Source organism: Hydrogenophaga pseudoflava (genome assembly GCF_031020795.1).
Classification (GTDB): Bacteria; Pseudomonadota; Gammaproteobacteria; order Burkholderiales; family Burkholderiaceae_C; genus Hydrogenophaga; species Hydrogenophaga pseudoflava_A.
The window spans coordinates 1-20,675 of record NZ_JAVHJP010000010.1 but is presented as its reverse complement, the minus strand read 5'-3'; the positions used below and the strand labels follow the sequence as shown (position 1 = coordinate 20,675).

General features: G+C 65.2%; 21 protein-coding genes and 1 pseudogene. 13 read left to right on the top strand and 9 right to left on the bottom strand.

Features of this window, described 5'->3' with window-relative positions:
• The first annotated feature begins 29 nt into the window (after positions 1 to 29).
• The 12 genes from RCO38_RS23140 to RCO38_RS23085 all read left to right on the top strand — a co-directional run bounded on the left by RCO38_RS23140 (position 30) and on the right by RCO38_RS23085 (position 11,093).
• On the top strand, positions 30 to 1,283 hold the full coding sequence (locus tag RCO38_RS23140) for an ABC transporter substrate-binding protein (protein WP_308330892.1): 1,254 nt from the start codon (positions 30 to 32) through the stop codon (positions 1,281 to 1,283).
• A 7-nt stretch (positions 1,284 to 1,290) separates the two neighbouring features.
• A complete protein-coding gene (locus RCO38_RS23135) occupies positions 1,291 to 2,010 on the top strand; it encodes an ABC transporter ATP-binding protein (RefSeq protein ID WP_308330890.1) in 720 nt (239 codons plus the stop codon).
• The gene (locus RCO38_RS23130) at positions 2,007 to 2,732 is read left to right on the top strand and encodes an ABC transporter ATP-binding protein (protein WP_308330888.1); all 726 of its coding nucleotides are present in this window, start codon (positions 2,007 to 2,009) and stop codon (positions 2,730 to 2,732) included. Before RCO38_RS23135 ends, RCO38_RS23130 begins: the two co-directional genes overlap by 4 nt.
• Positions 2,729 to 3,589, top strand: a complete 861-nt coding sequence (locus RCO38_RS23125; protein WP_308330887.1) for a branched-chain amino acid ABC transporter permease — start codon at positions 2,729 to 2,731, stop codon at positions 3,587 to 3,589. The genes RCO38_RS23130 and RCO38_RS23125 overlap by 4 nt, the downstream gene beginning before the upstream one ends.
• A gap of 7 nt (positions 3,590 to 3,596) precedes the next feature.
• Positions 3,597 to 4,595 carry a branched-chain amino acid ABC transporter permease gene (locus tag RCO38_RS23120; protein ID WP_308330886.1) on the top strand — a complete coding sequence of 333 codons (999 nt, stop codon included), beginning with the start codon at positions 3,597 to 3,599 and terminating at the stop codon, positions 4,593 to 4,595.
• Positions 4,592 to 4,939, top strand: coding sequence for a Dabb family protein (locus RCO38_RS23115; protein WP_308330885.1), 348 nt, complete (start codon positions 4,592 to 4,594; stop codon positions 4,937 to 4,939). The genes RCO38_RS23120 and RCO38_RS23115 overlap by 4 nt, the downstream gene beginning before the upstream one ends.
• Positions 4,936 to 5,772: a dioxygenase family protein gene (locus tag RCO38_RS23110; RefSeq protein ID WP_308330883.1), complete on the top strand. Its 837-nt coding sequence runs from the start codon at positions 4,936 to 4,938 to the stop codon at positions 5,770 to 5,772. Before RCO38_RS23115 ends, RCO38_RS23110 begins: the two co-directional genes overlap by 4 nt.
• On the top strand, positions 5,769 to 6,470 hold the full coding sequence (locus tag RCO38_RS23105; RefSeq protein ID WP_308330882.1) for a 3-oxoacid CoA-transferase subunit A: 702 nt from the start codon (positions 5,769 to 5,771) through the stop codon (positions 6,468 to 6,470). The genes RCO38_RS23110 and RCO38_RS23105 overlap by 4 nt, the downstream gene beginning before the upstream one ends.
• An 11-nt stretch (positions 6,471 to 6,481) precedes the next feature.
• Positions 6,482 to 7,132 (top strand): 3-oxoacid CoA-transferase subunit B, encoded by a 651-nt coding sequence (locus RCO38_RS23100; protein ID WP_308330881.1) that lies wholly within the window; start codon positions 6,482 to 6,484, stop codon positions 7,130 to 7,132.
• A 269-nt stretch (positions 7,133 to 7,401) separates the two neighbouring features.
• Positions 7,402 to 8,133, top strand: coding sequence for an AraC family transcriptional regulator (locus tag RCO38_RS23095; RefSeq protein ID WP_308330880.1), 732 nt, complete (start codon positions 7,402 to 7,404; stop codon positions 8,131 to 8,133).
• 186 nt (positions 8,134 to 8,319) lie between these two features.
• The gene (locus RCO38_RS23090) at positions 8,320 to 9,978 is read left to right on the top strand and encodes a flavin-containing monooxygenase (protein ID WP_308330878.1); all 1,659 of its coding nucleotides are present in this window, start codon (positions 8,320 to 8,322) and stop codon (positions 9,976 to 9,978) included.
• 56 nt (positions 9,979 to 10,034) lie between these two features.
• Positions 10,035 to 11,093 (top strand): alpha/beta fold hydrolase, encoded by a 1,059-nt coding sequence (locus tag RCO38_RS23085; protein WP_308330877.1) that lies wholly within the window; start codon positions 10,035 to 10,037, stop codon positions 11,091 to 11,093.
• Between the two features lie 132 nt (positions 11,094 to 11,225).
• Here the strand turns inward: RCO38_RS23085 and RCO38_RS23080 are convergent, their stop codons facing one another.
• The 9 genes from RCO38_RS23080 to RCO38_RS23040 form a co-directional block, all read right to left on the bottom strand.
• Positions 11,226 to 13,175 carry a sigma-54-dependent Fis family transcriptional regulator gene (locus RCO38_RS23080; protein WP_308330875.1) on the bottom strand — a complete coding sequence of 650 codons (1,950 nt, stop codon included), beginning with the start codon at positions 13,173 to 13,175 and terminating at the stop codon, positions 11,226 to 11,228.
• Between the two features lie 166 nt (positions 13,176 to 13,341).
• Positions 13,342 to 14,160, bottom strand: coding sequence for an alpha/beta fold hydrolase (locus RCO38_RS23075; protein WP_308330874.1), 819 nt, complete (start codon positions 14,158 to 14,160; stop codon positions 13,342 to 13,344).
• A 28-nt stretch (positions 14,161 to 14,188) separates the two neighbouring features.
• A complete protein-coding gene (locus RCO38_RS23070; RefSeq protein WP_308330873.1) occupies positions 14,189 to 15,769 on the bottom strand; it encodes a GMC family oxidoreductase in 1,581 nt (526 codons plus the stop codon).
• 28 nt (positions 15,770 to 15,797) lie between these two features.
• Positions 15,798 to 16,376: a gluconate 2-dehydrogenase subunit 3 family protein gene (locus RCO38_RS23065; protein ID WP_308330872.1), complete on the bottom strand. Its 579-nt coding sequence runs from the start codon at positions 16,374 to 16,376 to the stop codon at positions 15,798 to 15,800.
• 73 nt (positions 16,377 to 16,449) lie between these two features.
• Positions 16,450 to 17,157 (bottom strand): lipoate--protein ligase family protein, encoded by a 708-nt coding sequence (locus tag RCO38_RS23060; protein WP_308330871.1) that lies wholly within the window; start codon positions 17,155 to 17,157, stop codon positions 16,450 to 16,452.
• Between the two features lie 8 nt (positions 17,158 to 17,165).
• Positions 17,166 to 17,870, bottom strand: coding sequence for a 2-oxo acid dehydrogenase subunit E2 (locus RCO38_RS23055; protein ID WP_308330870.1), 705 nt, complete (start codon positions 17,868 to 17,870; stop codon positions 17,166 to 17,168).
• Positions 17,867 to 18,118: a lipoyl domain-containing protein gene (locus RCO38_RS23050; RefSeq protein ID WP_308330869.1), complete on the bottom strand. Its 252-nt coding sequence runs from the start codon at positions 18,116 to 18,118 to the stop codon at positions 17,867 to 17,869. Before RCO38_RS23050 ends, RCO38_RS23055 begins: the two co-directional genes overlap by 4 nt.
• The gene (locus RCO38_RS23045; protein WP_308330868.1) at positions 18,115 to 19,152 is read right to left on the bottom strand and encodes an alpha-ketoacid dehydrogenase subunit beta; all 1,038 of its coding nucleotides are present in this window, start codon (positions 19,150 to 19,152) and stop codon (positions 18,115 to 18,117) included. Before RCO38_RS23045 ends, RCO38_RS23050 begins: the two co-directional genes overlap by 4 nt.
• A 31-nt stretch (positions 19,153 to 19,183) precedes the next feature.
• The gene (locus RCO38_RS23040; protein ID WP_308330867.1) at positions 19,184 to 20,191 is read right to left on the bottom strand and encodes a thiamine pyrophosphate-dependent dehydrogenase E1 component subunit alpha; all 1,008 of its coding nucleotides are present in this window, start codon (positions 20,189 to 20,191) and stop codon (positions 19,184 to 19,186) included.
• A gap of 376 nt (positions 20,192 to 20,567) precedes the next feature.
• Between RCO38_RS23040 and RCO38_RS23035 the strand changes: the two are divergent.
• A pseudogene (locus RCO38_RS23035) lies at positions 20,568 to 20,675 on the top strand (lipoyl synthase); the annotation flags it as partial.

The window sequence follows — 20,675 nt, the reverse complement described above, 5'->3', positions numbered from 1 at the left end:
TTTCGCCGACCGATAACCAGGAGACAACCATGACGCTCAATCGCCGCACCTTCGTCCAGGCCACCGCCGCGCTGGCCACCGCAGCAGCCACGTCGCGCGCCTTGGCCGCCGACACGCTGAAGATCGGCTACGTGTCGCCGCAGACCGGCCCGCTGGCCCCCTTCGGTGAAGCGGACAAGTGGGTCATCGAGCAGATGAAGGCCGCGTTCAAGGATGGCCTGATCATCGGCGGGAAGAAGGTCGACGTGCAGATCGTGCTGAAGGACAGCCAGTCGAACCCCAATCGCGCCGGTGAGGTGGCCAACGACCTGATCCTGAAGGACAAGGTCGCGCTGGTGCTGACGGCTGGCACGCCGGAGACGGCCAATCCGGTGAGCGATGCCTGCGAGCTCAACGAGGTGCCCTGCATCAGTTCCGTCGTGCCGTGGCAACCGTGGTTTTTCGGCCGAAAGGGCGACCCGGCCAAAGGCTTCAGCTACACCTATCACCTGTTCTGGGGCCTGGAAGACGTCATCGCGAACTTCACCAACGGCTGGAAGAGCGTGGCGACGAACAAGAAGGTGGGCGGCCTGTTCCCGAACGACGGGGACGGCAACGCCTGGGGCGACAAGGAGCTGGGCTTCCCCAAGCCACTGGCCGGCATGGGCTACAGCCTCACCGACCCCGGCCGTTTCCAGAACGGCACGCAGGACTTCAGCGCGCAGATCGCCGCCTTCAAGCGCGACGGCGTGGAGATCGTCACCGGCGTCGTGATCCCGCCGGACGCCAAGACGTTCCTGACCCAGGCCCGTCAACAGGGATTCAAGCCCAAGGTCATCACGCTGGGCAAGGCGCTGCTGTTCCCCGGGGCCATCGAGGCGCTGGGCGAGCTCGGCTACGGCCTGACCACCGAAGTGTGGTGGACCCCGTCGCACCCTTTCAGCTCGTCCCTGACCAGGCAGAGCGCCAAGGCGCTGGCCGAGGCCTATGAAGCGGGCACGAAGAAGCAGTGGACGCAGCCGATCGGCTTCGCCCACGCGCTGTTCGAGGTCGCCGCCGATGCGCTGAGGCGCACCCGGTCGCTGAAGGCTTCCGATGTGCGAGACGCCGTCGCTGCCACGAAGCTCGATACGGTGGTGGGCCCGGTGAAGTGGGGCGGTGCAGGCCCGATGAAGAACGTCAGCAAGACGCCGCTGGTGCTGGGCCAATGGGTCAAGGGCACGAAGAACAAGGTCGAACTGGTCGTCGTCAACAACGAGGCGGCACCAAGCGTCCCGACCGGCGGCGCACTCAAGCCGATCTGAGACCGCCATGCCGCTGCTGGTGCTGCACAACGTCAGCAAGTCCTACGGGGCCGTCAGGGTGACCGACGGCATCTCGCTGGCGGTTGGTGAGGGCGAGACGCTGGGCATCCTGGGCCCCAACGGGGCCGGCAAGACGACGCTGTTCAATCTCATCTCCGGCGACGTGCGGCCCGACCAGGGCCGCATCGAGTACGAAGGCCAGGACGTGACGCGCCGCAAGCCGCACCAGCGCTGCCAGGCCGGCATCGGGCGCAGCTACCAGGTACCGCAGCCCTTCGGCAACCTGTCGGTGTTCGAGAACCTGGTGACGGCCGCTTGCTTCGGCGCCCGGCAGTCCGAGGCCGAGGCCTGGGACACCGCGTGCGAGGTGCTGGAGCAGACCGGCCTCATGCCGCACGCCAACACGCCGGCCGGCAAGCTGACCTTGCTGAACCGCAAGCGCCTGGAGCTGGCCCGGGCGCTCGCCACGCGGCCAAAGCTGCTGCTGCTGGACGAGATCGCCGGCGGGCTGACCGAACCCGAGGCGCGCGAGCTGGTCGACGAACTGCGCCGCATCAAGGCCAGCGGCGTGACGATGATCTGGATCGAGCACGTGGTGCACGCGCTGCTGTCCATCGCCGACCGGTTGTTCGTCATCAACTTCGGCCAGCAGCTGGCCGAAGGCGAGCCGCACGCGGTGATGAACGATCCCGTGGTCCGCCGCGTCTACATGGGGATGGAAGCATGAGCCTGGTTGAGACGCGTGCGCTGCAGGCGCACTACGGCGACGCGCAGGCGCTGTTCGGCATCGACTTCCGGCTGGGCGAAGGTGAACTCGTCGCCGTGATCGGCGCCAACGGCGCGGGAAAGAGTACCCTGCTGAAGAGCCTGACTGGCCTCGTGAAGGTCGCGCGCGACGCTGTGCAGTTCGAAGGCCAGGCCATCGGCGGCCTTGCGCCGGGCCAGATCGTCAAGATGGGCCTGGCGATGGTGCCGGAGGGGCGGCGGCTCTTTCCATCGCTGTCGGTCGAGGAGAACCTGCTGATGGGCGCCTTCGCTGGCCGCACCGGCCCGTGGTCGCTGCGGCGCCTGTACAGCATGTTCCCGGTGCTGGAGCAGAAGAGGCACCAGCCCGGTACCGCGCTGTCCGGCGGGCAGCAGCAGATGGTGGCCATCGGCCGCGCGCTGATGAGCAACCCGCGCGTGCTGTTGTGCGACGAGCTGAGCCTGGGCCTGGCGCCGATCGTGATCAAGGAGATCTACGACGCGATGCCGGCCATCACCGCCGAAGGCATGAGCGTGGTGATCGTGGAGCAGGACGTGATGGTCGCGCAGCGGGTGTCGCAGCGCCTGTACTGTCTGCAGGAAGGCCGCGTCTCGCTTGAAGGCGCCAGCGATGCGCTGACGCCCGGGCAGATTTCGCAGGCCTACTTCGGCCTCGATGCCCCGGCCGAGGAGGTGACCGCATGATCGAGGTGCTGCTGCAAGGCCTGCTGCTCGGCGGCCTGTACTGCCTGTTCGCACTCGGCCTGTCGCTGATGTTCGGCGTGATGCGGCTGACCAACACGGCGCACGGTGACTTCGTCGTGCTGGCGGCCTTCGGCGCCATCGCCGCCACGGCGGCGCTGGCCTGGTCGCCGCTGGGGGTGGCGCTGGTGCTGCTGCCCCTGTCGTTCGGCTTTGGCTATGCGGTGCAGCGTTGGGTGCTCAACGGCACGCTGGGCAAGGACCCGCTGCCGTCGCTGGTGGTGACCTTCGGCCTGTCGATCGTGATCCAGAACGCCTTGCTCGAGCTGTTCTCGGCCGACCCGCGTTCCCTCGAATCCGGCGGGTTGAACCTGCAGAGCGTTCAGCTGCCGGGCGATCTGTCGCTGGGCGTGCTGCCGCTGGTGATCTTCGGCCTCGCGGTGGGCTGCACGGTGGCACTGCAGCAGCTGTTCCAGCGCACCGCCGTCGGGCGGGCGTTTCGCGCCGTGTCGGACGACCGCGAGATCGCCGAACTGATGGGCCTGGACGCTCGCAAGGTCTGCGCGCTGGCCACCGGCATTGCCTTCCTCGTCATCGCGCTGGCTGGTCTGCTGCAGGCGACGCGCACGACCGTCTCGCCGGCCGATGGACCGCTCCTGCTGCTGTTCGCGTTCGAGGCCGTGATCATCGGCGGCATGGGCTCGTTCTGGGGCACCTTCGTCGGCGCGATGGTGCTGGGGCTGACGCAGCAGATCGGGTTCCGCATCGACCCCGGCTGGGGGATCTGGTTCGGCCACCTGATGTTCCTGGCGGTGCTGCTGGTGCGCCCGCAAGGCCTGTTCCCGAAGACCCGAGGCTGAGATGAAGATGGCACACATGCACTACGAGGTCGTCCGCTCCGGGTCGGCCAGCCGCGCTGCCGCACTGACCAGCGTGGTGCTGGTGGCCGTGGCGGCGAGCATGCCCTTCTGGGCCGAATCGAGCTGGCTGCGCGAATTCGTCGAGATTGCCTGTTACTTCATCTTCGCGATGATGTGGAACCTGCTGGCCGGCTACGGCGGCATGGTCAGCATCGGGCAACAGGCCTTCTTCGGCTTCGGCGGCTACGTGATGCTGATGCTGGGCAACTTCGCCGGCGTGAACCCGTTCGTCGCGATTCCGCTGGCGGCGCTGGCGGCCGGGCTGGTCGCGGTGCCGGTGTCGCGCATCGCGTTCCGGCTGCAAGGCGGCTATTTCGCGATCGGCACCTGGGTGATCGCCGAGGTCTTCCGGCTGAGCTTCGCCAACGCCAGTTTCGTCGGCGGCGGCTCGGGCACCAGCCTGACCGCGCTGCGCGGCATCGACAAGGCCACGCGAGAGAGCGTCACTTTCTGGACCGCACTGGCCTGCGTCGTCGCGTCGGTGGCGCTGGTGTACCTCTTCCTGCGCAGCAAGCGCGGGCTGGCACTGCTGGCGATCCGCGACAACGAGGTCGCGGCCGAAAGCCAGGGTATCGCGGTCCAGCGCATGAAGCTCGCGGTGTACGTGGTGGCCGCGCTCGGCGCCGGGCTGGCGGGCGCGCTGTACTTCGTCGGCAACCTGCGCATCAGCCCGGACGCCGCCTTCAGCGTCAACTGGACGGCGTTCGCGATCTTCATGGTCGTGATCGGCGGCATCGGCCGCATCGAGGGGCCGATCGTCGGCGCGCTGATCTTCTGGGCGCTGAACAAGCTGTTCAGCGACTATGGCACCTGGTACCTGCTCGGGCTGGGCGCGCTGGCGATCGTCGTGACCATCTTCTTCAAGCAGGGCCTGTGGGGATGGGCCCAGCAACGCTGGGGCTGGACACTTTTCCCGATCATGCGCCGGCTGAAGGTGCACCCATGACGGCGATCGTGCACATCGTGGCCTGGCGGCTCAACGGTACGGACGAAGCCGCGCGGCTGGCGCAGGCGCAGGCCGTGGTGGCGGCTGTCGAGGCCACGCGCGGGCGCATACCCGGGCTGCTGTCGCTGGACACCGGCCGCAACGTCGTGGACGCGGCCGACGCCTGGGACGTCGGGGCCGTGATGGTGTTCGCCAGCAGGGCCCATCTGGACGCCTACCAGACGCACCCCATCCACCTGGACCTGAAGGCCATGGTCGGGCCGCTGCGCAGCGCGCGAAGCCAGCTCGACTTCGAACGCGCCTCGCCGCACCACCCCGATACAACATTGGAGTCACAACGATGAACAACCCCGGTTCCGATGCACTCTTGCAACAGGTCGCCGACAGCTTCGCGGCGACGCCCGACCCGCGCCTGCGCGAGATCCTCGCGTCGCTGGTTCGCCACCTGCACGGCTTCATCCGCGAGACCGGGCTGACCGAGCGCGAGTGGATGCAGGGCATCGAGTTCCTGACCGCGGTCGGCCAGACCTGCGACGACAAGCGCCAGGAGTTCATCCTGCTGAGCGACGTGCTCGGCGCGTCGATGCAGGTCGTGGCCGTGCAGAGCGAGCGGCCCGCCGGGTGCACCGAGTCCACGGTGTTCGGCCCCTTCCACGTGGAAGGGGCATCCCGCATCGCCAACGGTGGCGACATCGCGAACGGCGCGCGCGGAGAACCGTGCACCGTGTTCGGATCGGTGCGCAACAGCGACGGCGATCCGGTCGCCGACGCCGAGGTCGACGTATGGCAGTCGGACGACGACGGCCTGTACGACGTGCAGCGCCCCGGCCTGCCGGCGGCGCAGGGTCGGGGCGTGCTGCGCACCGATGCGCAGGGCCGGTTCTGGTTCACGTCCGTCGTGCCGGTGCCGTACCCCATTCCGACGGACGGCCCCGTCGGGCGCCTGCTCGACGCATCGCGGCGGTCGGCATGGCGGCCGGCGCACCTGCACGTGCGCATCGTCGCGCCCGGCCATGACACGCTGATCACGCACGTCTTCCGCGCTGGCGATCCGCACCTCGAATCCGACCCGGTGTTCGGCGTGCGCCCGTCGCTCGTCTCGTCCTGGCCCGGCTCTGCAGAAGGCCGGCGCGAACTGCGCTTCGACTTCGTTCTCCATCGCCACGAGGCACCATGATCGACAAGATTGCTTCTTCCATCGCCGAAGCGCTGGCCGGCACGCCCGACGGCGCCACGGTGCTGGTCGGCGGCTTCGGCACCGCCGGCATCCCCAACGAGCTGATCGACGGTCTGATCGAACAGGGGGCCCGGGACCTGACCGTCGTCAACAACAACGCCGGCAACGGCGATACGGGCCTGGCCCGTCTGCTGAAGACCGGCCGCGTGCGCAAGATCGTCTGCAGCTTTCCGCGCCAGGCCGATTCGCAGGTGTTCGACGAGCTGTACCGGACGGGCCGCATCGAACTCGAACTGGTGCCGCAGGGCAACCTCGCCGAGCGCCTGCGCGCCGCCGGGGCCGGTATTGGCGCCTTCTTCACGCCCACCGGTTATGGCACCGAGCTCGCGGCCGGCAAGGAAACGCGCGTGATCGACGGGCGGCACTACGTGCTGGAGTTGCCGATCCGTGGCGACCTTGCGCTGGTGAAAGCGGAGCGCGGCGACCGCTGGGGCAATCTCACGTACCGCAAGGCCGCGCGCAACTTCGGGCCGGTGATGGCCACGGCGGCCCGCCGCACGGTGGCCACGGTGCACGAGATCGTGGCGCTTGGCGAACTCGACCCCGAAGCCATCGTCACGCCCGGGATCCACGTGAGCCGCATCGTGCGCGTGGAACGCGTGGCCACGCAGGCCGGCGGATTCAAGCAGGCTGCCTGAGCAGGTCACCCATGAGCACACCCTACCAGCCCCGCAGCAAGAACGAACTCGCGCGGCGCGTCGCCCGCGACATCCACGACGGCGCCTACGTCAACCTTGGCATCGGCATGCCGACGCTGGTGGCCAACCACATCCCGGCCGGGATGGAGGTGGTGCTGCACAGCGAAAACGGCATCCTCGGCATGGGGCCGGCACCGGCTGCCGGCCACGAGGACTACGACCTCATCAACGCCGGCAAGCAGCCGGTCACGCTGCTGCCCGGCGGCGCCTACTTCCACCATGCCGACAGCTTCGCGATGATGCGCGGCGGCCACCTCGACATTTGCGTGCTGGGCGCCTTCCAGGTCTCGGCGACCGGCGATCTCGCAAACTGGAGCACCGGCGAGCCGGGTGCCATTCCAGCCGTGGGCGGCGCGATGGACCTGGCCATCGGCGCCAAGCAGACCTGGGTGATGATGGATCTTCTCACCAAGCAAGGGGCCAGCAAGCTGGTCGAGCGGTGCGCCTATCCGCTCACGGGACTGGCCTGCGTCAAGCGTGTCTACACAGACCTGGCCACCTTCGACTGCACTCCCCGTGGACTGAAACTGGTGGATGCTGTCGATGGGATGGCGCATGAGGACCTCCAGAACCTGATTGGCCTGCCAATCGTTGTGCCATGAGCCATCGGCGAAGCGGAGAGGGCGGTTCTGACGACCACAGGTGATCCGCTTCGTAGTGGTTTACCCTATTGAGGATTCCACTGGTATGTTTGGTGCAGGCAATCCTGAACCATATCGAAATGCCAGTGTTGATATCCCCTCCGGACCTGCCCAATTGGGTGCCTGGCAGAGTCATGTCTGCGAGCGATGGTCTCGGCTGGAAGGGGGTTTCCCACCGTTCGTACCGGTACACAGGTCTGGACGTGCCGATCCCGCCGATGGATCACGTCATGATCGTCCGCTATCGATCTGGTCAGACGCCCATGGAGCGTTGTCTGGACGGCAAGTGGAGCAAGGCCGCATGTGAACCCGGCGTCTTTTCATTGCTGACACACTCGGAGCCGTCACACTGGTACTGGACGCAGTGCATCGACGTGTCTCACACCTATTTGTCGGAAGCCCTCATGTGCAGGGTGGCCTCGGATGTCATGGAGCGGCCGGTGGCCGAGGTCCGACTCCTGGACCTGCTGCGCGCGCAGGACCCCCTCGTGACCAACATCACCGACGCCATCACCCAGGAGGCGCAGCAGCGCGGACTGGGTGGGGCTTTGTACGCGGAGGCCTTGGCGATGCAACTCACGGTGCATCTCCTGCGTCGTTATGCAGCCGTGACTTACAAGGACTGCTTCGTGGCCGGAGCGCTCCCGCCAGGTCGCTTGCGCCGACTGGATGAGTACATTGAAGTGCATCTGCACGAGAACATCACCATCGAGCAATTGGCCCAGGTGGCAGAACTCGGCGTGTGGACCTTCACCAAACACTTCAAGACCAGCACCGGGCGCTCGGCTCATGCGTACGTCATGGATCGAAGAGTTGAACGCGCCCGTCGTCTTCTGTCCCAAGGACTAATGGCCATCAAGGAAGTGGCGTTTGCATGCGGGTTTTCAGATCAGGCGCACATGACACGCGTCTTCCGCGCCCGGCTTGGCGTCACACCAGCACGCCTGAAAAAGGCTGACTAGCCGACGCTCATCGAAAGACCTTGCGTCCGGTTCACCGTCAGGTACAAAGAATCGCCTGAAATCGACAAGACCCGGGAAACGGGTGTCTCCAAGATTCGTTCTCGGTATCACACAAGCTCTTTGAGGCTTGGGTACCGGACCCGCCGGCCAGCACTGCCGGCCAACATGAACGTCACAGGAGACAAGATGGGCACCATCACTTTGGAAAAGGCCGGGCAAGGCCAGTCGAAATCCGCCGTTGCAGCCTACGACGCGGTCGTCATCGGAGCCGGCGTGGCCGGCCTGTACCAACTGCACCGCCTTCGCGAAATGGGCATGTCGGTGCGGGCGTACGACACCGCTTCCGGCGTGGGAGGCACCTGGTACTGGAACCGCTACCCCGGCGCGCGCTTCGACTCTCAGGCAGAGATCTACCAGTACTGGTTCTCGGAGGAGCTGTACAAGTCATGGCAACCCTCGGAGCGGTTCCCTGCACAACCGGAAACGGAGCGCTGGCTGAACCATGTGGCCGACAAGCTGGACTTGAAAAAGGACATCCAGTTCAGCACCCGCATCGCCTCGGCCCATTTCGACGAAGCGGAAAACCGCTGGAACATCACCACCGACAAGGGAGAGAGGATCCAGGCACAGTTCCTGATTGCCTGCTGCGGCATGCTTTCAGCACCTCTGTCGGACCGCTTTCCGGGCCAGGCCAGCTTCAAGGGCCAGATCTATCACACCGGCCTGTGGCCCAAGACCCCCGTGGACTTCAGGGGCAAGCGCGTGGCTGTGGTGGGCACAGGCGCCACGGGCATCCAGGTGATCCAGACCATCGCGCCCGAGGTCGGGTCGATGAAGGTCTTCGTGCGCACGCCCCAGTACGTGATCCCGATGAAGAACCCCAAGTACAGCGCCGAGGAATGGGCCAAGTGGGGTTCACAGTTCCACCAACTCAAGAAGCGCGTGCGCGAGACCTTTGCCGGCTTCGACTACGACTTCGATGCCGGTCCGTGGGCCGACAAAACCCATGACGAGCGCACCGCCGTGCTGGAAAAACTGTGGAACGACGGCTCGCTGGCACTGTGGCTGGCCTCGTTCCCCGAAATGTTCTTCGACGAACAGGTGAGCGAAGAAGTTTCGGAGTTCGTCCGGGTCAAGATGCGCGAACGCCTCCAACACAACCCGCAGCTGTGCAAGCTGTTGATCCCGTCTGCAAAGGACTACGGCTTTGGCACCCACCGCGTACCACTGGAAAACAGGTACCTGGAGGTGTACCTGCAGCCCAACGTCGAGACGGTGGACTGCCAGCAGACCCCGATCGAACGCATCGTGCCCGAAGGCATACAGACCGCGGACGGAAAGGTGCACGAGGTGGACATCATCGTGTTGGCTGTCGGCTTTGACGCCGGTTCCGGCGCGCTCAGTCGCATCGACATCCGCGGCCGCGGTGGCCGCTCTCTGAAGGAGCAGTGGTCACAGGAGATTCGCACCGCCATGGGCCTGCAAGTGCATGGCTATCCCAACCTGTTCACCACTGGCGCGCCGCTCGCACCGTCTGCCGCGCTGTGCAACATGACCACCTGCCTGCAGCAGCAGGTGGACTGGATCAGTGATTGCATTGCTCACCTGCGCAAGCAAGGCAAGACCGTGGTGGAAGCGAGCAAGGACTTCGAGGACGCCTGGGTGCAGCACCACGATGAAACCGCGGCCAAGACGCTTGTGGTCAAGACCGACTCCTGGTACATGGGGTCGAACGTGGATGGCAAGCCGCGCCGCCTGCTGTCGTACATCGGTGGAGTGGGCCACTACCACGCCAAATGCGATGAACTGGCGCGAACCGGCTATCCCGGCTTCGACATCCGCTGAAAACCGGGGCGGTCACTCCTGGCCGCCCCATCCTCACGACAAACACGGAGACAAGCATGAACACCTACTACACACAAGAGAACCACGGCCCGTTTCAGCTGATCGACATCGGACGCCTGGACCTCGAAGAGGGCGGCGTTCTGGAGCACTGCGAACTGGCCGTGTCCACCCATGGCCAGCTCAACGAAGCGAAGGACAACGCCATCCTGGTGCCCACCTGGTACTCGGGAACCAGCAAGATCATGGAGCAGGTCTACATCGGCCCCGGTCGTGCACTGGACCCGGCCAAGTACTTCATCATCGTTGTCAACCAGATTGGCAGCGGCCTTTCGGTGTCACCCCACAACACCACCGGTGCACAGGCCGGGCCGAATTTTCCCAGGGTGCGCATTGGCGACGACGTGCGCGCCCAGCACCGCCTGTTGACTCGGCACTTCGGCATACAGCGCCTGGCACTGGTCACCGGAGGCTCCATGGGAGCGCAGCAAACCTACGAATGGGCCGTGCGCCATCCCGACATGGTGGAACGTGCCGCCCCCATCGCAGGTACCGCCTGCAACACCGAGCACGACTTCCTCTTCACCGAAACACTGGTCGAGGCCATCACCACCGACCCCGGATTCCAAGAAGGCCGCTATCGGTCGTCGGCCGATGTCGCAGCCGGCCTCAAGCGCCACGCCAAGCTGTGGACCGTGATGGGCTGGAGCACCGAGTTCTTTCGGGGTGGACGCCACCGGGTGCTGGGCTTCGAGTCCATGCAGGCTTTCGTGGACGGTTTCATGACCGGCTATTTCGCTCCGATGGATCCCAACAACTTGCTGTGCATGGCCTGGAAATGGCAGCGCGGAGACATCAGTCGACACACCAACGGGGACAAGGCCGCGGCCCTTGGGCGTATCCGTGCAAGAACCTATGTGATGCCCATCGCGACCGACATGTTTTTCCCGCCGTCTGACTGCCAGGCTGAGCAGCAGCTGATTCCGAACAGCGAATTCAGGCCTATCGCCAGCTTTGACGGCCACCTCGCCCTGTTCGGCACTGACGCAGATGCGATCGCCCAGATCGACCTCTGTCTGAAGGAGTTGCTGGCAGAGCCGGCCCCCGCCCTCGATTGAATTGGCGCCCGAGACCGACCTTCGCCGCTCCAGCAGCCAAGGCTTCGATGGTTCAGTCCAGTGCCGGAGGCAGACAGTCGCCCGGAACGGTCGCACGCCAAAAGGCCACTCAAAAGGTGGGTGTCGCGTGCATCAGGCTTGTCTGTTGGGGCTGACGATCCCCAGCTTTTGCATTCGGCGGTAGACAGTCGCTCGGCATGTGCCAAGGCTGCGTGCCGCATCGGTGATGTTCCATTGGTGCTCCCGCAGCACCCGCAGCAGAACATCCCGCTCCGAACGCGCAGCGGTGTCGACAGATGCCATCGGCAGGTCGATCGTTGACATGCGGGATGGAGGCAAACTGGCGCGCATCGCTCCCTGAATTTCAAGCGGGAGATGTTCCAGTTCGATGGAATCGCCACCACTCAAAGCCAGGGCGGCGCGGAGTGTGTTCTTTAGTTGACGGATGTTTCCTGGCCAGTGGTAGGTCTGCAATGCGGTCAATGCCTGGGGGGAGGCCACACTGGCACGGGCATAGAGCAGCTGACCTTCCTCCTGCAGAAGCTCGCAGATCAAGTCTTCCCTGTCCGTGCGCTCGCGCAGGGAGGGCAGCACCAACGTGACGCCATTGAGGCGATAGAAGAGATCCAGGCGGAACTGCCCGTCGGTGACCAGTCCGTTGAGGTCCCTGTGCGTGGCGCAGACGAACTGGATGTCCACGGGCACCGGGGTTTCCGAACCGAGCGGCGTGACTTCGCGCTCGGCGAGCACACGCAGCAAGCGGGTTTGCATCGCCAACGGCATGTCCCCGATTTCGTCAAGAAACAGCGTGCCGCCGTGGGCCTGCTGGATCTTTCCCCGCGCCCCCTTGCTGCGTGCCCCGGTGAACGCGCCCTCCTTGTAACCGAAGAGCTCGCTTTCGATCAGGGTGTCCGGAATGGCGGCGCAATTCACCGCGACAAAAGCCTTGGAGCGTCGCGCGCTGGCCTCATGGATCGCCTTGGCAAAGGCCTCTTTGCCAGTGCCGGATTCCCCTTGAAGCAAGATCGCCAGGCCTTTGTCAACGACACGAAGGGCCTGCTGGACGTTGCGCGCCATGTTGGCATCGTTGCCAGCGAGTTTGCGCAGACCACTTCCATTGGGGGGGTGGATCACCGGTCGCTGAAGTGCGATCCCGGAACTGAATGTTCGTGGCCCCCGAACCAGGCCAAAGCACTGCTCGCCCGAATGCAGCAGACGCAATGCCAGGGGCTCCGGGTGGGCTTGTGCAGCGCCAAGCAATCGCTCGAGTTTCACGTCGAAAATTTCCTCCACATGGGCGCCGGTCAACATGGCCGGTGTGCGCCCCACGGAATGCTGGAAGGCCAGATTGGTCGCAACGATCATCCCCCTCTCATCCAGCGCCATCAACCCCTCCGTGGCCACTTCAAGAAACTCGCGCCGGCCCGCCAGCCGCAGCACCAGGTTGCGGTCGAACTGTTTCAGAAACTGGGCGTTCTCGACCATGCGTGCGGTCGATCTGACCATTTGCAGCACCAGATGCTGGCTGCGCTTGTCGTCCGGCGAATACAAGGCGGATGCATCCAGCACCGCCAGCACCCTGCCGTCTGCGCCCAGAACAGGCGCAGCGCTGCAGGTCAGGGCTCGGTTGGGCGCGCGGAAATGTTCTTCGTGGTGGACCGTGATGGGCCGATGCTCCAGGTTCGCCAGCGCCACGGCACAGGTGCCTTCTTTGTCCTCGGACCAGCAACTGCCGAGGTACAGGCCGGCATGCCGAAGCTCGCGGTCCAGCAACGGGTTGTTGATGAAGTCGACGGCGACGCCATGGGCATCCGCGAGCAGGACCACATATCCCGCGTCGCGGATCTGCAGGAACAGCGACTCCATACCGCTGCGGGCGACATCGAGTAGGTCCTCCATGGGCACGCGGTGGTCTTGCAGGGCCGTCGCGGTGAGGATGCGCGGCGGGTCAGCGCGTCCCGGATCGAGCCGGTACACGTCCATCGACCGCCGCCTTGAGCGTTCGATCACGTCGTCTGCGCGCCAAGGCAAGTCCGAGGCTGCCTCATGGCCGGGTGCGCTCCAGTGGCTGCTGAATGCCATCTTTGTCTCCTGACGCCCGCACAAATGCGGTCGCATCTGTCTCTGTGTGGGGAGACTGGCAGTCGCTGCCGCTGGGTCACCGCGACACCGTGGTCTCCACTTTCTCAATGATAGGTCTGAAGGTCGGGAACGTGACCGTTTCGGGAGCGGGTGGGGGGACATCTCTTCACGCCGCAGCGCAGCACATCCTTGATCGCTGAGCGGCCTGCTGCTGGAGCCATGTTTGCAGCAAATGCAGCAGTGCAGCCGGTTGGTCGGCGTGAATCCAGTGCCCAGCGTCTGCTATCTCGGCATGCCTGGATGCAGGAAACATGGCTGTGACCAGTGGTCGATGTGCCGCCGTCAGGTAGCCGGACGCCGAACCGCGGACGAACAGCGTGGGGGTGACTGACGGCGTGCTGCGCAGGGTGGCGGGAAAGGCCAGCAGATCTTTCATGGAAGCGGCAATGCCCGCCCAGTGATTGCGCCAGACCCAGGATGTGTCCCTGCGAGCGAGGTTCTGCAACAGCATGGCACGCAAACGGCCGGAACGCACGTGGCGGGCGAGATGGATGTCGGCGTCCTCGCGCCGCTGAATCTGCTGCAGGTTCAAGCGCAGTGCAGCGTAGACAAGAGGCGTGAAGCGGTCGGTGTAGGTGACCGGCGCGATGTCCAGCACCACCAGGCTCTCCACGCGTTGTCCAAACTGGCACGCGAACACCATGCCTGCTTTGCCACCCATGCTGTGACCGACGACATGGGCACGGTCAATGTGCAGTTCGTCGAACAAGGACCGCAGTGCATCGGCCATCAGCGGGTAATCCATCCTGTCCACATGGGGCGAACGGCCATGGTTGGGCCAGTCCACCGTGAACACCTGCCGTTGCGCAGACAACGGCAGGGCCATGTGGTGCCACTGCACCGCGCTGCCAAACAGGCCGTGCAGCAGCACCACAGGCGGCTGTACCGATGACGCATTACCGTAGGAGCGCCAAGCCAGGTTCACCGATCCTTCTCCCACCGCAGGCCGTCGCTCAGAGCTCCCGCCGCTGCATGGCGCCGGCGATGTGCTCCGCCTGCCTGATGGCAAGGGCCACGATGGTCAGCGTCGGGTTGGCGGCCGAACTGGAGGTGAACTGGCTGCCATCCGAGATGAACAGGTTCTTGACATCGTGGGCCTGGCCCCAGCGGTTCACCACGCCATCGCGCGCGTGGGCGCTCATGCGGTTGGTGCCCAGGTTGTGGCTGGCGGGATATGCGGGCATGTCGATGACCCGCGTGGCCCCCACGGCTTCGGACACCTTGCGCCATTGCACAAGGCCGTGTGCAGCAATTTTTTCGTCGTTTTCGTGGTAGGTCTTGGTCACGATGGGCACGGGCAGGCCGTACTGGTCCTTTTCGGCGCCATGCAGGGTGATGTTGTTTTGCTCGCGGGCCAGGTCCTCGCCGCAGACCCATACGCAGCTCATGTGGTCGTACATGTCGATGGCCGAAGTGAAGTCGCGGCCCCAGCCACCGGGCCTCATAAATGCCGCCGTGTACGGCAGGTGCAGGGCAAGTCCTTCGAGGTAGTAGCCGCCAACGAAGCCTCGCCTGGTGTTGAGCGCCACTTCGTCGGCAATCACCGCCGCGATATCGAAACCCCGGTACATGTAGACAGGTTTGCGGTGGATGGACAGCGCAGCAGCGGTGGCGTGGTTCATGTAGTTGCGGCCGACCTGTCCGGAAGAGTTGGCCAGACCGTCAGGGAACAGGCTGGATGCCGAGTTCAGAAGCAGCCGTGGCGATTCGATCGAGTTGCCCGCCACGCAGACGACCCGCGCTTTCTGCAATTGCCTGCGCCCTTGGCGGTCGACATAGAGCACGCCATTGGCCTTTCCGGATTTGTCGTGCTGGATCTGCAACACCATGCATTGGGAGCGCAGTTCCACCCGGCCGGTTTCCTGCGCGCGGGGCACCTCGGTGTAAAGCGTGGACCATTTCGCACCGATCTTGCAGCCTTGCATGCAAAAGCCGATCTGCATGCAGCCCGGCCGGCCGTCGTAGGGGACCGGATTGGCGGCTGTCGGCCGGATGATCTGCTGGTAGCCGATCTTCCGGGCACCCGCCTCGATCACCTTGTGGTGGTTGTTGGGAGGCATGGGCGGCAGGCCGCTGGCCTTGCTCCCGGCCACGCCCATCTTCTTCTCAGCCAGATCGTAGTAGGGCTCCAGCTCCTTGAGTGAGATGGGCCAATCCAGCACGTTCGCGCCACTGATCTCGCCATAAGTGGTTCGGGTGCGGAAATCATGGGCCTGGAAGCGCAGCGCCACACCCGACCAATGCACGGTGGAGCCACCCACCCCCTTGACGATCCAGGCCGGCAGGTTGGGGTAGGTCTGCGTGTGGTGCCAACCACCGGCCGAAATGCGCTTGTCCAGCCACGAGATCTTGTTGAACATCGCCCACTCGTCGTTCTCGAAGTCTTCTTGTGTGTAGTGCTTCCCGGCCTCCAGCACCACACATTTCACGCCGCGCTGTGCCAGCTCGTTGGCCAGGGTGCCGCCGCCCGCACCAGAGCCCACGATCACGACGACGCTGTCGTCATGGAGTGCAAATTTCGCCTGTTGTGCCATGGTATTTGTCTCCTTTTCCGGGGTGCAGTCAGAGCCAGTCGATGTCGGCAAAGCCGCGATCGACGTAGCCGCCCTTTTGCCAGGACGACCCTTCGTAGCCAAACAACGGCCAAAGCTCCTTGTTGTTGTAAAGACCAGTCACCAGACCGCCGTGGATCGCCTTGAAGAACGGCGTGGTCTCGATGGTCTTGAGCAGTTCAACGCGTTCGGGCTCGGCGGGCACCGCTGCATATGGCTTGCCAAATCGGGCGCGGGCACGTTCGTCGAGGTCCGAAAGACCCGAGACCAGCAGCTTCTTCAGCGCCGCATCCTGTCCGGAGGCGAGGTCGTGCGGGGCCACGGCCTGCAGGTAGAACTTGTCCGGCACCTGGTCATGGGGAAAGATGTCGCGGGCCATGCGCACCAGGGTGCGGCCGGCGGCAGCTCCCAAACGGGGGAATGCCTGCTCCACGGACGAGGCGGATCGGCCTGCCAGGGCTGTCACCGGAACGACCGTCACGCCGATGGCCCCCAAGCCGCTGCCGCGCAGGAAGCCCCGACGATCAAGTGGGGCAACTTTGTCGACCACGCGCATGTGGCGCGCAGCTTCTTTGGGTGAGTGGTTCATGCTTGTCTCCTTCTGCTGTTGCTCTGGATCAAATGAGGCACTGGGATGCGTGCCAAAAGAGGGTGGGGAAAGTTCAGGCCGGACAGATCTCCCGGTGGAGACACGTCTGAAGCGCGCGCTCCAGACGTCGCTCGAAGTTCGTCCGGTCAAAGGTGGTTCCGCCCGCGGCGCGGCCGTGGGTGGTGATGTCGGCCAGCTTCTGTGCGTCGTGTGACGGGCGCGCCAGCGTGTCGCACAACAGCGTCCAGGGCGACCGGTCCAGCAGCACTCCACCGACGAGCAGCACGCCGTGGGCGCGCCGAACCTGGGCGAGCCCGGCGATCTTGCGACCACGGGACAGGGTCTCCCAGGGTGAGAGGCCGCCGAAACAGGCCCAATCGGGACCCGCCGGAGCACCGGCTGCGGCCCGGGCGCGCAGATCCTCGGGGGCAACAGCTTCGGCCGGCACGCCGCAGGCCTGCAAGGACTGTGCGATGGTCTCTCCGAGCCACCGGTAGCTGCCCACCGGACTTGTGCCGACCAGCGGATGGTCGGGCGGCAAGGCCACCGACAGACCCAGCATCCACGGTCCGGTCAACACCGCCCCGCCACCCGATTCCCGCAGCAAGACCTCCAGGCCGGTGTGCGCGTCCACCTCGGCCAGTAGACGCCGCTGGGAGCACCCGAGCACCACGACCGGTTGGCGGTAGCGCCACAGCCGGAACACCGCCGCGGTGACGCGGCTCTGTAGCTGCGCCTCGTTCCACAGCTGTTCGCAGACGGCGACGGACAGATCGGCCATGGTGCACCTCACTGGTCTTCAGCCGATTCGAGCCGTTCCCGCACCGAGGCAAGGAACTGGGCGGCAGGGTAGCCATCTACCGCCCGGTGGTCGAACACCAGCGTCAGTGTGGTCATGGGAGCGACCGCCAGTTGCCCATCACGGACGAACGGGCGCTTGGCCACTCGGCTCACCCCGATGATTCCGATCTGGGGCGGGTTCAGGATGGGCGTGAACCAGTCGATGCCCGTCATGCCGAGGTTGGTGACCGTGAAGGTGCCCCCCTGGTATGCGCGCGGCGGCAAGATGCCCGCCTTGGCTCCAGCAGCCATTGCCCTGACTTCGCTGGCCAGTTCCATGACCGACTTGCCTTCGGCGTCCCGGATCACCGGCACCGACAAGCCCTCGTGAATCGCCACGGCCAGCCCGAGGTGAACCGATGACACCCTCTCGATGCCCCCCTCGCGCATCAGCGCGTTCATCGCCGGGTGCTGGCGCAGTGCCTGCGCCACAGCGCGCAGCACCCATGCGGTCACGGTGGGCTTGGCGGCGTCGCCCGACATCACATGGCCCGCCACCTGTTCCAGGCAACGTGTCATGTCCACCTCTGCCGCCATGGCCACGCGGGGGGCCTGCCAGCCTGCGCTCATGTTGCGCGCGATGGCCCCGCGCAATCCCTTGAGCGGAAGCAGCACTGGCGTCGAGGGCTGCGCGAGGTCGACCGCAGGGTTCATGCGCCCACCCGCAGCACAGCCAGGGGCTGCCCAGGCTTGAAGGTGTCTTCGGCCGCAACCAGGATCTGCTCGATGACACCGGCCTCCGGTGCCAGCACATCGTGGTTGGCCTTGACCACCACCACGCTGGCCACCGCCTGGCCCGCGCTGACGGTGTCACCCGCTTTCACCAGCCATTCTTCGACCAAGGCCTCGGTGCCGGGCTCGACGTCTTGCCAGGCGTCTTGGGGGAGAACGATGTCTTTCATGCCAGGGTTCCTTCGAGTTGTGAAGCGCCCACCAGCTGACGCGCGGCGGCAACGATGGAGTGGACTTGGGGGATCACGAATTGCTCCAGCGGTCGGCTGTAGGGGATGGGCACATCGGGGACAGCCAGGCGTTTGACGGAGGCCTTGAGCTGGACCGTGTCCAGGTTCTCGGCCACCAGGGCGGCGATCTCGCCCGACAGGCCAAAACTGAGGTAGTCCTCATCGGCGATCAACAGCCGGCCGGTCTTGCGCACCGAGCGCAACACCGCGGACCTGTCCAGCGGAACGATGGTGCGCAAGTCGATCACTTCGGCATCGATGCCCGCCTCGGCCAGCTCTTGCGCGGCCAGCACCGACTTCTGCACCATCTGGCTCAGGGTCACGATGGTCAGGTCGCTGCCTTCGCGGACGACCTTGGCTTCACCAAACGGGATGGTGTAGGGCGACTCGGGCACCTCGTTGGTGCTGCCCTCGAAGTAGGACATCCAGGGCAGACCCATGATGCCCTTGTGGAACAGGAAGACCACCGGGTTGTCGTCACGGATGGCCTGGGCCATCAGCCCCTTGGCGTCGTAGGCGTTGGAGGGCACCACCACCTTCATGCCGGGCATATGGGCGAAGGTGGCGTACAGGCACTGGGAGTGCTGCGCCGCGTCGTTGTAGCCGCCGCCGATTGCCGACATGAGCACCATGGGCAGCTTGATGTTGCCGCCCGCCATGTAGGTGTTCTTGGCCATGTGGTTGTAGATCATGTCCATGCACACGCCGAAGAAGTCCACGAACATCAGCTCTGCGATTGGGCGCATGCCTTCTGCGGCAGCGCCGATCGCGGTGCCGATGAAGGCGGTCTCCGAGATTGGCGTGTCCATGATGCGGTCCTTGCCGTGCTTGTCGAGCAGGCCGCCGGTGGCGCCAAAGATGCCGCCGTACTTGCCCACGTCTTCGCCCAAGACGAAGACCTCCGCATCGCGTTCCATTTCCTGGCCGATGGCCTCCGAGATGGCTTGGGCCATCGTCAATTTCCTGGCTTTCATGTGTCGTCTCCTGATGATTCCGATGGCTGCGTCAGTTGAAGACGTGCAGCAGGGCGTCTTCGGGTTGGGGATAGGGGCTGGTGCGGCCGTACTCGTAGGCCTCGGTGATGCGGGCACTGACGTGGGCGCGGAGCGCCTGGTCCCGGGCGTCGTCGAGCAGGCCCGTGCTCCGCAGGCGTTCGCCCAGGCGCGGGATGGGGTCGTTGCAACGCAACGCTTCCACCTCGCCCTTGGGCCGGTAGGTTTCCGGGTCGCCCTGGAAGTGGCCCAGGTAGCGATCGGTCTTGACCTCCAGAAGGGTCGGGCCTTCGCCGCGCCGTGCCCGCTCGATGGCCACACCGGCCGCCTCGTACACCGCCACCGCGTCGTTCTGGTCGACCAGCACGCCCGGCATCCCGTAGGCGGCGGCGCGGTCCGCGTTCCAGGCCACCGCGGTCGATTCGGATTTCTCCACCGAGATGGCGTACTTGTTGTCCTCGCAGACGAACAGCACCGGCAGCTTCCAGAGTGCGGCCAGGTTCATGGACTCGTGGAACGCGCCCTGGTTGGTGGCCCCCTCGCCGAAGAAGGCCACGGCCACCCAGTTCTTGCCACGTTTCTTGGCAGCCAAGGCTGCCCCGCAGGCAGGTGGCATGCTCGCGCCGATGATGCCGCTGCAGCTGAACTTGTGGAGCGGATCGAACAGGTGCATGTGGCCGCCCTTGCCGCGACCGAGTCCGGTGTCCTTTCCGAACATCTCGGCGGTCATGGGTTTGAGGGGAACGCCTTTGGCGATCGCGAAGTGGTGCGGCCTGTGTGCGCCCACCACCGTGTCGTCATCGTGCAGATGGGCGCACACGCCCACCGCCACCGGCTCCTGTCCCGCGGCCAGGTGCATCTCGCCTGGCACCGGTCCCGCACCGATGTCGAAGGCCAGACCTTTCTGTATGTGTGGGGGCAGCTTTCCTTCGAGATAGATGCGGGCCATCGTCTCTTCGTACTCCCGAATCTCGATCATCTTTTCGTACATCCAGAGCTGGTGCTCTGCGGAAGGTTTCATGGTGGTGTCTCCTTGACTGGCTGGGTGTCTCGCCCCGGCGAAGAGGTCGCCGGGGCCGGTGTCGATCCACACCTGCGGTGCGTTTCGCAAGTGCATCTGCGCAAAGGCCATGCCAAAAGCAGGATCTGCGGAAGAACTGCGGGAATACCCTTTAAGAGACCGTGCCGGAACCCGGTTTGAGGGCGTTTCAGGGCGAGACAGGGCGGTGTATCGGCCTGCCAAGTCAACGTGGATGCGACACCTGTCTGCGACAGGTGTCGCATCTGCCGGTGAACAAGCGACAGGTGTCGCACCTGCGCACAGGGTTTCCGGCGGGTGCGCGGCGGCATGGAACTTGCCGCTACAGCGCTCCTTTGGTCACTCACCGGTTCATCAGATGAGCACCCCCCTTGCACCGACCTACGATCCCACGGTCAAACAGAAGAGCCAGGCCAAGACGGCGCGCATCCCGATCAAGATCGTGCCGGCCGAGGTGCTGAAGAAG

Coding starts and splice junctions, on each gene's coding strand:
- RCO38_RS23140 (WP_308330892.1), top strand. CDS start 30: ATGACGCTCAATCGCCGCACCTTCGTCCAGGCCACCGCCGCGCTGGCC.
- RCO38_RS23135 (WP_308330890.1), top strand. CDS start 1,291: ATGCCGCTGCTGGTGCTGCACAACGTCAGCAAGTCCTACGGGGCCGTC.
- RCO38_RS23130 (WP_308330888.1), top strand. CDS start 2,007: ATGAGCCTGGTTGAGACGCGTGCGCTGCAGGCGCACTACGGCGACGCG.
- RCO38_RS23125 (WP_308330887.1), top strand. CDS start 2,729: ATGATCGAGGTGCTGCTGCAAGGCCTGCTGCTCGGCGGCCTGTACTGC.
- RCO38_RS23120 (WP_308330886.1), top strand. CDS start 3,597: ATGGCACACATGCACTACGAGGTCGTCCGCTCCGGGTCGGCCAGCCGC.
- RCO38_RS23115 (WP_308330885.1), top strand. CDS start 4,592: ATGACGGCGATCGTGCACATCGTGGCCTGGCGGCTCAACGGTACGGAC.
- RCO38_RS23110 (WP_308330883.1), top strand. CDS start 4,936: ATGAACAACCCCGGTTCCGATGCACTCTTGCAACAGGTCGCCGACAGC.
- RCO38_RS23105 (WP_308330882.1), top strand. CDS start 5,769: ATGATCGACAAGATTGCTTCTTCCATCGCCGAAGCGCTGGCCGGCACG.
- RCO38_RS23100 (WP_308330881.1), top strand. CDS start 6,482: ATGAGCACACCCTACCAGCCCCGCAGCAAGAACGAACTCGCGCGGCGC.
- RCO38_RS23095 (WP_308330880.1), top strand. CDS start 7,402: ATGATCGTCCGCTATCGATCTGGTCAGACGCCCATGGAGCGTTGTCTG.
- RCO38_RS23090 (WP_308330878.1), top strand. CDS start 8,320: ATGGGCACCATCACTTTGGAAAAGGCCGGGCAAGGCCAGTCGAAATCC.
- RCO38_RS23085 (WP_308330877.1), top strand. CDS start 10,035: ATGAACACCTACTACACACAAGAGAACCACGGCCCGTTTCAGCTGATC.
- RCO38_RS23080 (WP_308330875.1), bottom strand. CDS start 13,175: ATGGCATTCAGCAGCCACTGGAGCGCACCCGGCCATGAGGCAGCCTCG.
- RCO38_RS23070 (WP_308330873.1), bottom strand. CDS start 15,769: ATGGCACAACAGGCGAAATTTGCACTCCATGACGACAGCGTCGTCGTG.
- RCO38_RS23065 (WP_308330872.1), bottom strand. CDS start 16,376: ATGAACCACTCACCCAAAGAAGCTGCGCGCCACATGCGCGTGGTCGAC.
- RCO38_RS23060 (WP_308330871.1), bottom strand. CDS start 17,157: ATGGCCGATCTGTCCGTCGCCGTCTGCGAACAGCTGTGGAACGAGGCG.
- RCO38_RS23055 (WP_308330870.1), bottom strand. CDS start 17,870: ATGAACCCTGCGGTCGACCTCGCGCAGCCCTCGACGCCAGTGCTGCTT.
- RCO38_RS23050 (WP_308330869.1), bottom strand. CDS start 18,118: ATGAAAGACATCGTTCTCCCCCAAGACGCCTGGCAAGACGTCGAGCCC.
- RCO38_RS23045 (WP_308330868.1), bottom strand. CDS start 19,152: ATGAAAGCCAGGAAATTGACGATGGCCCAAGCCATCTCGGAGGCCATC.
- RCO38_RS23040 (WP_308330867.1), bottom strand. CDS start 20,191: ATGAAACCTTCCGCAGAGCACCAGCTCTGGATGTACGAAAAGATGATC.